This is a genomic window from Pseudomonas sp. TWI923, from assembly GCF_039673365.1.
In the GTDB taxonomy this organism is placed as follows: Bacteria; Pseudomonadota; Gammaproteobacteria; order Pseudomonadales; family Pseudomonadaceae; genus Aquipseudomonas; species Aquipseudomonas sichuanensis.
In genome coordinates this window covers 1-11,410 of record NZ_JBDJLM010000108.1, presented here as the reverse complement: position 1 = coordinate 11,410, position 11,410 = coordinate 1, and the positions used below count along the sequence as shown (strand labels likewise).

Annotated in this window: 12 protein-coding genes; 9 read left to right on the top strand and 3 right to left on the bottom strand. The window is 65.0% G+C overall.

The window, feature by feature from the left end:
* Positions 1-139 precede the first annotated feature (139 nt).
* The 3 genes from ABE459_RS24345 to ABE459_RS24335 are packed head-to-tail and all read left to right on the top strand — an operon-like array spanning position 140 to position 1,970.
* Entirely contained in the window at positions 140-649 is a 510-nt protein-coding gene (locus tag ABE459_RS24345) for an MFS transporter (protein ID WP_323830845.1), read from the top strand.
* A gap of 16 nt (positions 650-665) precedes the next feature.
* The gene (locus ABE459_RS24340; protein ID WP_125463070.1) at positions 666-1,439 is read left to right on the top strand and encodes a class II glutamine amidotransferase; all 774 of its coding nucleotides are present in this window, start codon (positions 666-668) and stop codon (positions 1,437-1,439) included.
* 9 nt (positions 1,440-1,448) lie between these two features.
* Positions 1,449-1,970, top strand: a complete 522-nt coding sequence (locus ABE459_RS24335; RefSeq protein ID WP_323830846.1) for a DUF2937 family protein — start codon at positions 1,449-1,451, stop codon at positions 1,968-1,970.
* Between the two features lie 89 nt (positions 1,971-2,059).
* On the opposite strand, the gene ABE459_RS24330 is transcribed toward ABE459_RS24335, so the two are convergent.
* Positions 2,060-2,971, bottom strand: a complete 912-nt coding sequence (locus ABE459_RS24330) for a LysR family transcriptional regulator (RefSeq protein WP_323830847.1) — start codon at positions 2,969-2,971, stop codon at positions 2,060-2,062.
* Between the two features lie 128 nt (positions 2,972-3,099).
* Here ABE459_RS24330 and ABE459_RS24325 point away from each other — a divergent pair, with 128 nt between their 5' ends.
* Genes ABE459_RS24325 through ABE459_RS24310 form a run of 4 tightly spaced genes read left to right on the top strand, consistent with a single transcriptional unit; the run spans position 3,100 to position 6,809 of the window.
* On the top strand, positions 3,100-4,386 hold the full coding sequence (locus tag ABE459_RS24325) for an MFS transporter (RefSeq protein ID WP_323830848.1): 1,287 nt from the start codon (positions 3,100-3,102) through the stop codon (positions 4,384-4,386).
* 10 nt (positions 4,387-4,396) lie between these two features.
* Positions 4,397-5,176, top strand: a complete 780-nt coding sequence (locus ABE459_RS24320; protein ID WP_323830849.1) for a 5-oxoprolinase subunit PxpA — start codon at positions 4,397-4,399, stop codon at positions 5,174-5,176.
* Complete coding sequence (gene pxpB / locus ABE459_RS24315; RefSeq protein ID WP_125463075.1) at positions 5,173-5,868, top strand: 5-oxoprolinase subunit PxpB; 696 nt, start codon at positions 5,173-5,175, stop codon at positions 5,866-5,868. The genes ABE459_RS24320 and pxpB overlap by 4 nt, the downstream gene beginning before the upstream one ends.
* Entirely contained in the window at positions 5,865-6,809 is a 945-nt protein-coding gene (locus ABE459_RS24310) for a biotin-dependent carboxyltransferase family protein (RefSeq protein WP_323830850.1), read from the top strand. Before pxpB ends, ABE459_RS24310 begins: the two co-directional genes overlap by 4 nt.
* A 96-nt stretch (positions 6,810-6,905) precedes the next feature.
* On the opposite strand, the gene ABE459_RS24305 is transcribed toward ABE459_RS24310, so the two are convergent.
* Both ABE459_RS24305 and ABE459_RS24300 read right to left on the bottom strand, forming a co-directional pair.
* Positions 6,906-8,084, bottom strand: a complete 1,179-nt coding sequence (locus ABE459_RS24305) for a VWA domain-containing protein (protein WP_125857790.1) — start codon at positions 8,082-8,084, stop codon at positions 6,906-6,908.
* Positions 8,085-8,097: 13 nt separating this feature from the next.
* Positions 8,098-8,943, bottom strand: coding sequence for a MoxR family ATPase (locus ABE459_RS24300; RefSeq protein WP_110992491.1), 846 nt, complete (start codon positions 8,941-8,943; stop codon positions 8,098-8,100).
* 301 nt (positions 8,944-9,244) lie between these two features.
* Here ABE459_RS24300 and cysK point away from each other — a divergent pair, with 301 nt between their 5' ends.
* Together cysK and ABE459_RS24290 are read left to right on the top strand one after the other, a co-directional pair.
* Entirely contained in the window at positions 9,245-10,219 is a 975-nt protein-coding gene (gene cysK, locus ABE459_RS24295) for a cysteine synthase A (protein ID WP_125463078.1), read from the top strand.
* 165 nt (positions 10,220-10,384) lie between these two features.
* Positions 10,385-11,320 (top strand): aspartyl/asparaginyl beta-hydroxylase domain-containing protein, encoded by a 936-nt coding sequence (locus tag ABE459_RS24290; RefSeq protein ID WP_346648156.1) that lies wholly within the window; start codon positions 10,385-10,387, stop codon positions 11,318-11,320.
* The last annotated feature ends 90 nt before the right edge of the window (positions 11,321-11,410 follow it).

Genomic DNA, 11,410 nt, shown 5'->3' with positions numbered 1-11,410 from the left:
CCCACAGGTTATGCGCAATCCCTGTGGGAGCGGGTTTACCCGCGAAGCAGCCGACGCGGTTCCTGAATGGGAGAGGGGGCGCCTGCGCCGGTAAAAGTGTTTATCATAGGCGTCTCTTTGCCTGGCATGCACGAACACCATGACCGAACACGACTATCTGTTGGCCTGGGGCCTCTACGCCGTCGCCGCCCTGGGTTGCCTGCTGGTGGCCTGCAAGCTCACCGGCTGGATGTGGCGCTGGCTGCGCGAGCCGCTGTGGGTGATCGTCGCCGTGCTGCTGTTCAGCCCGACCATCGTCGACCCGGTCAAGGACAGCTTCGCCCCGGCCATCGCCATCACCGCGCTGGACCTGGCCTTCAAGGTCGGCAACAACGCCTGGCGCGCCGCCTCGGACCTGGCCATGTACGGCATGATCGCCTTCGCCCTGTACCTAGTCTTCGTGCTGATCCGCTGGCCGCTGGAAAAACGTGCCGGCGAGCGCCGTGCCCTGCGTGAGGCCGCGGCCCAGCGCCAGGCCAAGGAAGATGACGAGGCGCCGGCCCTGGCCCCGGTGGCCGCCGACCGCAACGACCGTTACCGCGATGACCCGCCACCTGCTCCCGTGCGCCGTTCCGGCCCGGGCCAGGGCCGCGTAGAACCCCGTCTGTAAGCCAGGAGCCGCGAGCATGTGCGAACTGCTGGGCATGAGTGCCAATGTCCCCACCGATATCGTCTTCAGTTTCACCGGCCTGATGCAGCGCGGTGGCCGCACCGGCCCGCACCGCGACGGATGGGGCATCGGGTTCTACGAAGGGCGCGGCCTGCGCCTGTTCCAGGACCCGGCGGCGAGCAGCGAGTCGGAGGTGGCCAATCTGGTGCAGCGCTACCCGATCAAGAGCGAAGTGGTGATCGGCCATATTCGCCAGGCCAACGTTGGCCGGGTGTGCCTGTCCAACACCCATCCGTTCGTGCGCGAGCTGTGGGGCCGCAACTGGTGCTTCGCGCACAATGGCCAGTTGGGCGAGTTCAGCGGCCAACGCACCTTCTATCGCCCGATCGGCGACACCGACAGCGAAGCGGCCTTCTGCGACCTGCTCAACCGCGTGCGCGAGGCCTTCCCCGAGCCGGTCGAGGTCGAGCAACTATTGCCGGTGCTGGTCGAGGCCTGCGCCGAATACCGTGGCAAGGGCGTGTTCAACTGCCTGCTCAGCGACGGCGACTGGCTGTTCTGTTTCTGCTCCACCAAGCTGGTGCACATCACCCGTCGCGCGCCTTTCGGCGCTGCACGCTTGAAGGATGTCGACCTGATCGTCGATTTCCACACGCAAACCACCCCCAACGACGTGGTCACGGTGATCGCCACTGAAGCCTTGACCGAGAACGAGACCTGGAACCGCTACGAGCCTGGCCAATGGGCCCTGTGGCGCCACGGTGAGTGCGTCGCCCACGGCCAGAGCTAAGGACGCTCCATGTTCAGAAGTTACCTGCGCTTGCTGTTGTTCACGTTCGGCCTGTTGGCCGGTATTCAGGTACCCGGGCTGGTCAAGGATTACAGCCAGCGGGTCGAGGCGCACTTGCTGGAATCGCGCCAGGCGCTCGACGGCTTCCGCCAGACCGCCCAGCGTTTCTTCAACGGCGACCTGCAGGCGCTGGTGCAGCATTACCGCAGCAGCGACGACCCGGTGTTCAACAGCGATGCCAACAGCATCGAAAGCCTGCTGATCCGTAACCAACTGCTGGAGCACGAGTGGCAGGCGCTGCAAGGCTCGTGGGTGAGCCGCAGCTGGCATGTGCTGGTGCAGCCGGAACCGGCGCTGCGTGAAGAGACACTCAAGGGCTACAGCTACCAGATCCTGCTGGTGCCCGAGGCGATCGGCTGGGGGATTGGCGCCGGCTTCGTGCTGGCGTTCGTGGTCGAGAGCCTGTTGCTGCTGGTCGGCTGGGTGATCCTGGGTGGACGGCGCAAGGTGGTCAAAGAGAGCTGGCGCTAGCCCTCGCCAGCCCTGTCGCGGGGCAAGCCCGCTCCCACAGGTGAACACACTGCATGCGTGGGAGCGGGCTTGCCCCGCGATTGGGCTGTTCAGACCAACACAATCCGCTGCCCCCCCACATCCCGCGCATAGCGCTCCAGCACCTGCCGGCAAACCCCTACCACCTCGTCCACCAGCGCCACCCCGGTCTGCCAGGCCACCACCAGTTCCAGGCTCGGCGGTGGCTGCAACCCCTCCAGCAGCACCAGTTCACCCCGGCTCAACTCGCTGTCCACCAGCGCCGGCGGCAGCGCGCCGATGCCGAAGCCATCGCGCAGCAAGCGGGTGATCGCCGCCACCGAGTTCACGCAGTTCAAGCGCGGCGCCTCGGCCCCTGCACCCTGCAACAGGCTGAGCACCTCCTGGTGAGGCCGTGAATTCTTCGAGAAGGTGACGATGCGTTCGCGGCCCAGCTCAGCCAGCGACCCATAGTCACGGTGGTGGATGGAGCCGGCGGCAACGATCCAGCCCATGGGGTAACGCGCCAGGTCCAGGCTGCGGATCGACGGCTCGCGCAGCAGGTCGGTCTGCAGGATCACGTCGAGAAAGCCTTTTTGCAGCTGTTCGCGCAGGTTCAGCGCGGTGTCGGCCACCAGTTCGATCTCCACCTGCGGGTAGCGTTCGGTAAGCTCCGCCACCAGCGCGCTCATCCAGGTGTGGATCACCGTGTCCATCACCCCCAGGCGAATCCGCCCGGTCTTGGCCCGGTCGCTGTCCAGCGACTGCTTCATGGCCTTGGCGGTGTCGAGCATGCGCTCGGCGTATTCGAGCACCTTGCTGCCCTCGGGCGTCAGGCTGACCCCGCGCGAGTCGCGCAACAGCAGTTTCACCCCAAGGTCGGCTTCCAGCGCGGCGATGCGGCTGGACACCGAGGCCTGGGTGGTGAACAGCTTCTCGGCGGTGAGGCGGAAGCTCTTGAGCCGGGCGACCCAGACGAAGGTTTCGAGGAAGCGAAGGTTCATGATCAGTTTTTCTTGTTCCAGACCGGCGGATTTTCTCGTTGGACGCTTGAGGCGCTGGCTCTGAACATGGCAGCCAGGCCGCGACCTCGACGTCGCCCGTAAAACAATACCAACAAGCCGAGGCATACATGAACCCGACCGGCGTGCAGCAGCAGGCCCCCGCCCGATCCTCGAGCGGCCCCTTCGCCTGGTACCGCGACATCGACTCCCAGCAACGACGCACCTTCTGGAGCTGCAAGATCGGCTATGGCCTGGACGGCATGGACACCCAGATGCTCAGTTTCGTCGTGCCCACCCTGATCATGCTCTGGGGCATCAGCACCACCGAGGCCGGGTTGATCCATACCAGCACGCTGATCGCCTCGGCCCTGGGCGGCTGGATCGCCGGCATCCTTTCCGACCGCATCGGCCGGGTGCGCACCCTGCAACTGACAGTGCTGTGGTTCGCCTTCTTCACCTTCCTCTGCGGTTTCGCCCAGAACTACGAGCAACTGCTGATCGCCCGCACCCTGATGGGCTTCGGTTTCGGCGGCGAATGGACCGCCGGCGCGGTGCTGATCGGCGAGGTGATCCGCGCCCAGGACCGTGGCAAGGCGGTGGGCATGGTGCAGTCGGGCTGGGCCATCGGCTGGGGCCTGACCGCCATCCTCTATGCGCTGCTGTTCTCCTGGCTGCCGCCTGAACAAGCCTGGCGCGCGCTGTTCCTGCTCGGCCTGCTGCCGGCGCTGTTCGTGATCTTCGTGCGCCGCCTGGTCAAGGACCCGGAGGTCTATCGCGAGGCCAAGGCCGCCGAACGCGCTGCCGAGCCCGTGCATTTCTACGAGATCTTCGCCCCCGGCATGCTCTGGATTACCGTGCGCGCCTCGCTGCTGACCACCGGGGCGCTGGGCGGTTACTACGCGATCACCTCGTGGCTGCCGACTTTCCTCAAGAACGAGCGCGGCCTGAGCGTGCTCGGCACCGGCGGCTACCTGGCCATGGTGATCGTCGGCTCCTACATCGGCTACGTGGTCAGCGCGTACCTGTCCGACCTGCTGGGGCGCAAGAAGAACTTCATCCTGTTCGCCGTGGGTTCGTTCGTCATCGTGCTGCTCTACACCCAACTGCCGGTCAGCGATGGCGTGATGCTGTGGCTGGGTTTGCCGTTGGGCTTCTTCGCCTCGGGCATCTTCAGCGGCATGGGCGCCTTCCTCACCGAACTGTTCCCCACCCGTATCCGCGGCTCGGGGCAGGGCTTCTGCTACAACATCGGCAAGGTCTTCGCGGCGTTGTTCCCGCTGTTGATCGGCCTGCTCAGCCAGAAAGTACCATTGGGGCTGGGCATTGGCGCCTTCGCCGCGGTGTCCTATGGCGTGGTGATCCTGGCGGCGCTGAGCCTGCCGGAAACCCGCGGCAAACAACTGCTGGCACGCTAAGGTAGGCAGCATGAACATCGACACGGGAATCAGCCAATTGAAACGCCTGCTACTCAATTGCGACATGGGCGAAAGTTTCGGCAGCTGGCGCATGGGCCTGGATGCCGAGGTGATGCCGTACATCGATTGCGCCAACATCGCCTGCGGCTACCACGCCGGCGACCCGGGCACCATGCGCCGCACCGTGGCCCTGGCGCTGGAGCATGGCGTGACCATTGGCGCGCACCCGGCCTACCCGGACCTGGTGGGCTTCGGCCGCCGCTCGATGGCCTGCAGCAGCGAGGAGATCCGCGACCTGCTGCACTACCAGATCGGCGCGCTGGATGGCATCTGCAAGGTGCAGGGCAGCCGGGTGGCCTACATCAAGCCCCATGGCGCGCTGTACAACGACATGATGGCCGACCCGCAAAAGCTGCGTGCCGTGCTCGAGGCCGTAGCTGCCTATGACGGCAACCTGCCGCTGATGCTCATGGCCACCGCTGACAACAGCGCCGCCCAGGCCCTGGGCGACGAAATCGGTGTGCCGCTGTGGTTCGAAGCCTTCGCCGACCGTGCCTACACCGCCAGCGGTCACCTGGTGTCGCGGCGCCTGCCGGGCGCGGTGCACCACGACCCGGCGCTGGTGGTCGAGCAGGCATTGCGCCTGGCCCGGGGTGAAGCACTGGTGGCCGATAACGGCAGCGCTGTGGAGCTGAACGCCAGCACCCTGTGCGTGCATGGCGACAACGAAAGCTCGGTGGCCGCCGTACGCCAGATCCGCCAGGCCCTCGACGCGCTGGAGCTGCCATGACGCCGCGTATCGAGGTGGTGGCGTTCGACAGCCTGATGGTGCGCCTGTTCGACCGTATCGATGAGGCCAACATGCCCTGGATTCTCGCCGCCAGCCAGCGCCTGCGAGCGGTGTTCGGCGCACAGCTGATCGACCTGGTGCCGTCCTATACCACGCTGATGGTGCAATTCGACCTGGCACCGAACGAAGCGCGCCAGCGCATTGTGCAAGCATTCGAGGGGTTGCAGCCGGACCCCGGCAGCGCCGGGCGGCGCCACGAGATCCCGGTGTGGTACCACGCCAGCGTCGGCCCTGAATTGCCACTGCTGGCCGCCCGCAGCGGGCTGAGTGAAGCCGAGGTGATCAGCCTGCACAGCGGTCGCGATTATCCGGTATTTGCCTTGGGTTTCGCCCCCGGCTTCGGCTTCATGGGCCTGGTCGATGAGCGCCTGGCCAGCCCGCGCCTGAGCACCCCGCGCAAGCGCGTGGCGGCGGGCAGCGTGGGCATCGCCGAACGCCAGACGGCCGCTTACCCTGCGGTATCGCCGGGCGGCTGGAACCTGATCGGGCGCACGCCGGTGCGCCTGTTCGACCGCGAGCGCGAAGGCTACAGCCTGCTGCAGCCGGGCGACCGGGTACGATTCGTGGCCGTCGAACGGGCCGAATTCATCAACCTGGGCGGCGACGACAGCCCGTTGGAGGCCCAGGCATGAGCCAGTTGCGGATCGAGGCAAGCACCGCGCTGTGCCTGTTGCAGGATGCCGGGCGTTTCGGTGTGCGCCACCTGGGTGTGACCCAGGGCGGGGCGTTGGATTGGGTGGCCATGCGCTGGGCCAATTGGCTGCTGGGCAATGACCTGGACAGTGCCGTGGTCGAGATCGCCCTGGGCGGTTTCAGCGTGGTCGCCGAACAGGATTGCGTGCTGGCGTTGGCCGGTGCCGACCTGGATGCGCGTATCGATGACCAGCCAGTGGCGCCTTGGCGCAGCTTCAGGTTGGGCAAGGGCCAGTGCCTGAGCTTGCGCCAACCGCGCCAGGGCGTGCGGGCTTATCTGGCGGCGCCGGGTGGTTTGCTTGGCGAGCGGGTGCTGGGCAGTTGTGCCACGGTAATCCGCGAGGAACTGGGCGGTATCGACGGGCAGGGCAGGGCGCTGGCCAAGGGGCAGGTGTTGCAGTTTGCGGGGGGCATCGCGGGGCAAGTCGAGGCGCCGAATCGCTGCTCCCACGAAGCCGTGCCGGAGCATTTGCGGCCGGTTTACCCAGCTCTGCCCACGCTCGATCTGGTAATGGGCGCGCAGATTGGCGACTTCAGCGGTACCAGTTTGTTCGAGGCGTTCAACCGCGATTGGACCCTGGACAGTCGCGCCGATCGCATGGGCATTCGCCTGTTGGGGCCGCAGCTGGCGTACCAGGGAGCGCCGATGATTTCCGAGGGCATCCCGCTGGGCGCTGTGCAGGTGCCGCCGGACGGGCAGCCGATCGTGCTGCTCAATGATCGGCAGACCATTGGCGGCTATCCGCGGCTGGGCGCGTTGACGCCGCTGGCCCTGGCGCAACTGGCGCAGTGCCTGCCGGGGGCGGTGGTGCGGTTCCGGGCGGTGGTGCAGGACGAGGCGTGGCGGGAGCAGCAGCAATACCTGCAACGCTGGCGGTGAAGCTGCTGGCCCTTTCGCGGGTAAACCCGCTCCCACAGGGGGCGCGCAAACCCTGTGGGAGCGGGTTTACCCGCGAATAGGCCAGAGCAGGCAACATCACTTGGACAGGTAGCGCATCCCGTCTTCCAACCCCTGCAAGGTCAGCGGATACATCTTGTCCTCGATCAGGTCGCGCACCAGGTGGGTTGACGCCGTGTAGTCCCAGGCCTGCTTGGGGTACGGGTTGATCCAGATGACCTTCTTGAACTTCTCCATGAAGCGCTGGATCCACACATACCCGGCTTCTTCGTTCCAGTGCTCGACGCTGCCACCCGGCTGGGTGATCTCGTAGGGGGCCATGGCGGCGTCGCCAACGAAGATCACTTTGTAATCGTCGCCGTACTTGTGCAGCAGGTCGAAGGTGGCGAAACGCTCCGAGGTGCGGCGCAGGTTGTTCTTCCACACCGACTCGTAGACGCAGTTGTGGAAGTAGTAGTACTCCAGGTGCTTGAACTCGGTCTTGCAGGCCGAGAACAGCTCTTCGCACACCTTCACATGGGCATCCATCGAGCCGCCGATGTCGAACAGCAACAGCAGCTTCACCGTGTTGCGCCGTTCCGGGCGCATCTGGATGTTCAACAGCCCCGCGTCACGGGCGGTGTGGTCGATGGTGCCGTCGATGTCCAGCTCTTCGGCGGCGCCTTCACGGGCGAACTTGCGCAGGCGGCGCAGCGCCAGCTTGATGTTGCGGGTGCCCAGCTCGACCTGGTCGTCGAGGTTCTTGTACTCGCGCTGGTCCCACACCTTCACCGCCTTGCCCTGGCGCTTGCCGGCCTCGCCGACGCGAATGCCCTCGGGGTTGAAGCCGCCCGAGCCAAAGGGGCTGGTGCCGCCGGTGCCGATCCACTTGTTGCCGCCGGCGTGGCGTTCCTTTTGCTCTTCGAGGCGTTTCTTGAACTCCTCGATCAGCTTGTCCAGGCCGCCCAGGGACTGGATCTGCGCGCGCTCCTCGTCGCTCAGCGAGCGTTCGAACTCCTTGCGCAGCCAGTCCTCGGGGATCAGCGCCTCGATGTGCCGGTCGAGGTTGTCCAGGCCCTTGAAGTAGGCGGCGAAAGCGCGGTCGAACTTGTCGAAATGGCGTTCGTCCTTCACCAGGATGGCCCGGGCGAGGTAGTAGAACGCGTCCATGTCGGCGAACACCACGCCCTTCTGCAGGGCGTGGTGCAGGTCGAGCAGCTCGCGCACCGACACCGGCACCTTGGCCGCGCGCATTTCATTGAACAGGTTGAGCAGCATGGCCCGGCTCCTGTCAGCGGTTGCCGCGCCGGCTCATGAAGGCCAGGCGCTCGAGCAGTTGCACGTCCTGCTCGTTCTTGACCAGGGCCCCGGCCAGCGGCGGGATGGCCTTGGTCGGGTCGCGTTCACGCAGTACCGCTTCACCGATGTTGTCGGCCATCAGCAGCTTGAGCCAGTCGACCAGTTCGGAGGTGGAGGGCTTTTTCTTCAGGCCCGGCACCTTGCGCACGTCGAAGAACACGTCCAGCGCCTCGCTGACCAGCGACTCGCTGATCTTCGGGTAGTGCACATCGACAATGCGCTGCAGGGTGTCGCGGTCGGGGAAGGCGATGTAGTGGAAGAAGCAGCGGCGCAGGAAGGCGTCGGGCAGCTCCTTTTCGTTGTTGGAGGTGATGATGATGATCGGGCGCTGCTTGGCCTTGATGGTCTCGTCGGTCTCGTAGACGTAGAACTCCATCTTGTCGAGCTCTTGCAGCAGGTCGTTGGGGAACTCGATGTCGGCCTTGTCGATCTCGTCGATCAGCAGGATCACCCGCTCCTCGGCCTCGAAGGCTTCCCACAACTTGCCCTTTTTCAGGTAGTTGCGCACATCGTGGACTTTGTCGGTGCCCAGCTGCGAGTCGCGCAGGCGGCTGACCGCGTCGTACTCGTAGAGGCCCTGGTGGGCCTTGGTGGTCGACTTGATGTGCCAGGTGATCAGGCGCGCACCGAACGAGGCGGCCAATTGTTCGGCGAGCATGGTCTTGCCGGTGCCGGGCTCACCCTTGACCAGCAGCGGGCGTTCCAGGGTGATGGCCGCGTTGACCGCCAGTTTCAGGTCGTCTGTGGCGACGTAGTCGCGGGTGCCTTCGAACTTCATGAACCGATCCTCTGGGGTGGCCTGTGCCGGCCCTTCGCCGGCAAGCCGGCTCCCACAGGTACGGCGCAATCGCTGTGGGAGCCGGCTTGCCGGCGATAGGGCCGGTAGAGACAACACATGTTTGTATTTTGTCAGCGACTATAACCCCAGCCCCGACGCCTGCAAACGCAGACCCGGTATTCAGTCCCTGAATGGTCCGTCACGACCGGCCGCCCGGCAGGCGCGATCAGGCTTTACGCTCCCCCGTTGCAGGCTTACCCTGATGTTTTTCCCCGCTCTTTCATGTTCAAGGACACCTGCCATGAGCCGTATCTACGCAGACAACGCCCACTCCATCGGCAACACGCCGCTGGTGCAGATCAACCGCATCGCCCCGCGCGGCGTGACCATCCTGGCCAAGACCGAAGGGCGCAACCCTGGCTACTCGGTGAAGTGCCGGATCGGCGCGAACATGATCTGGGACGCCGAGAGCAGCGGCAAACTCAAGCCGGGCATGACCATCGTTGAGCCCACCTCGGGCAATACCGGCATCGGCCTGGCCTTCGTGGCCGCCGCCCGCGGCTACAAGCTGATCCTGACCATGCCGGAGTCGATGAGCCTGGAGCGGCGCAAGGTGCTCAAGGCGCTGGGCGCCGAGCTGGTGCTGACCGATAAGGCCAAGGGCATGAAGGGCGCCATCGAGAAGGCCAACGAGATCGTCGCCTCGAACCCTGCGCAGCACTTCCTGCCGGGCCAGTTCGACAATCCGGCCAACCCGGCCATCCACGAGAAGACCACCGGCCCGGAAATCTGGAACGACACCGATGGCGCGGTCGACGTGCTGGTGGCCGGCGTCGGCACCGGTGGCACCATCACCGGGGTGTCGCGCTACATCAAGCACACCCAGGGCAAGGCGATCCTGTCGGTGGCGGTGGAGCCGGTGAACTCGCCGCTGATCAGCCAGACCCTGGCCGGCGAGGAACTCAAGCCCACCCCGCACAAGATCCAGGGCATCGGCGCCGGCTTCGTGCCGAAGAACCTCGACCTGTCGATTGTCGACCAGGTGGAAACGGTGACCGAGGAGGAGTCCAAGGCCATGGCCATTCGCCTGATGCAGGAGGAGGGCATCCTCTGTGGCATCTCCTGTGGCGCGGCGATGGCGGCGGCGGTGCGCCTGGCGGAAAAACCGGAAATGCAGGGTAAGACCATCGTCGTGATCCTGCCTGACTCCGGCGAGCGCTACCTGTCCAGCATGCTGTTCAGCGACATGTTCAGCGAGCAGGAAAACCAGCAGTAAGCGGCAAAGTAAGCGGCAAGTTGCAAGCTTCAAGCGGCAAGATCAAAGCCTGCGTTGACGCAGGTCAGCTTGCCCCTTGCAGCTAGGAGCTTGCAGCTCCCCCGGAGGGGGTTATCATGTCCGGCTATTCGGGGATGGCCAGATTTCCCCTCCAAGGAGTGTTGCATGACCTTTTCCTTTGTCGCCAAGGCCGGTGTATTGCTGGTCTTTTTCGGCAGCGTGCTGTTCGTACACCTGCGCGGCAAGGCGCGTCTGCCGGTGCTGCGCCAGTTCGTCAACCATTCGGCGCTGTTCGCCCCGTACAACAGCCTGATGTACCTGTTCTCCTGCGTGCCTTCCAAGCCGTACCTCGACCGCCAGCGCTTCCCTGAACTGGACGTGCTCAAGGACAACTGGCAAACCATCCGCGAAGAGGCCATGCGCCTGTTCGACGAGGGTTACATCAAGGCCGCGGAAAAAGACAACGATGCCGGTTTCGGTTCGTTTTTCAAGAAGGGCTGGAAGCGTTTCTACCTCAAGTGGTACGACAAAGCGCTGCCGTCGGCCGAGGCGCTTTGCCCCAAGACCGTCGAACTGGTCAACAGCATTCCTAACGTCAAAGGTGCGATGTTTGCCCTGCTGCCCGGCGGCAGCCATCTGAACCCGCACCGTGACCCGTTTGCCGGTTCGCTGCGCTATCACCTGGGCCTGTCCACCCCCAACTCGGACAACTGCCGCATCTACGTCGACGGCCAGCCATACGCCTGGCGCGATGGCGAGGACGTCATGTTCGACGAGACCTTCGTGCACTGGGTGAAGAACGAGACCGAGATGACTCGGGTGATCCTGTTCTGCGATGTCGAGCGCCCGCTCAACAGCCCGTTGATGACCCGCATCAACCGCAAGGTCAGCGCCTTCCTCGGCCGTGCCACCGCACCGCAGAATACCGACGACGAGCGTGTCGGCGGGATCAACCAGGCGTATGCCTGGAGCAAGCGTTTCAGCAATGTGATCAGCTCCCGCGTGAAGCAGTTCAAGCGTGCCAATCCGAAGGCTTATCGCATCTTGCGTCCGGTGCTGGCGGTGGTAGTCGCTTACGCGCTGTATAGCTGGTTGTTCTGAGGCGGTTGTAGTCTGCACCGGCCTCTTCGCCGGGTAAACCCCGAGCCCACCCAGTAGGGGCGGGGTTTAACCCGGAACGGGCCCCACAAA

Bases quoted from the DNA above. Each gene is read 5' to 3' on its own strand.
- ABE459_RS24345 (WP_323830845.1), top strand. From the start codon at position 140: ATGACCGAACACGACTATCTGTTGGCCTGGGGCCTCTACGCCGTCGCC.
- ABE459_RS24340 (WP_125463070.1), top strand. From the start codon at position 666: ATGTGCGAACTGCTGGGCATGAGTGCCAATGTCCCCACCGATATCGTC.
- ABE459_RS24335 (WP_323830846.1), top strand. From the start codon at position 1,449: ATGTTCAGAAGTTACCTGCGCTTGCTGTTGTTCACGTTCGGCCTGTTG.
- ABE459_RS24330 (WP_323830847.1), bottom strand. From the start codon at position 2,971: ATGAACCTTCGCTTCCTCGAAACCTTCGTCTGGGTCGCCCGGCTCAAG.
- ABE459_RS24325 (WP_323830848.1), top strand. From the start codon at position 3,100: ATGAACCCGACCGGCGTGCAGCAGCAGGCCCCCGCCCGATCCTCGAGC.
- ABE459_RS24320 (WP_323830849.1), top strand. From the start codon at position 4,397: ATGAACATCGACACGGGAATCAGCCAATTGAAACGCCTGCTACTCAAT.
- pxpB (WP_125463075.1), top strand. From the start codon at position 5,173: ATGACGCCGCGTATCGAGGTGGTGGCGTTCGACAGCCTGATGGTGCGC.
- ABE459_RS24310 (WP_323830850.1), top strand. From the start codon at position 5,865: ATGAGCCAGTTGCGGATCGAGGCAAGCACCGCGCTGTGCCTGTTGCAG.
- ABE459_RS24305 (WP_125857790.1), bottom strand. From the start codon at position 8,084: ATGCTGCTCAACCTGTTCAATGAAATGCGCGCGGCCAAGGTGCCGGTG.
- ABE459_RS24300 (WP_110992491.1), bottom strand. From the start codon at position 8,943: ATGAAGTTCGAAGGCACCCGCGACTACGTCGCCACAGACGACCTGAAA.
- cysK (WP_125463078.1), top strand. From the start codon at position 9,245: ATGAGCCGTATCTACGCAGACAACGCCCACTCCATCGGCAACACGCCG.
- ABE459_RS24290 (WP_346648156.1), top strand. From the start codon at position 10,385: ATGACCTTTTCCTTTGTCGCCAAGGCCGGTGTATTGCTGGTCTTTTTC.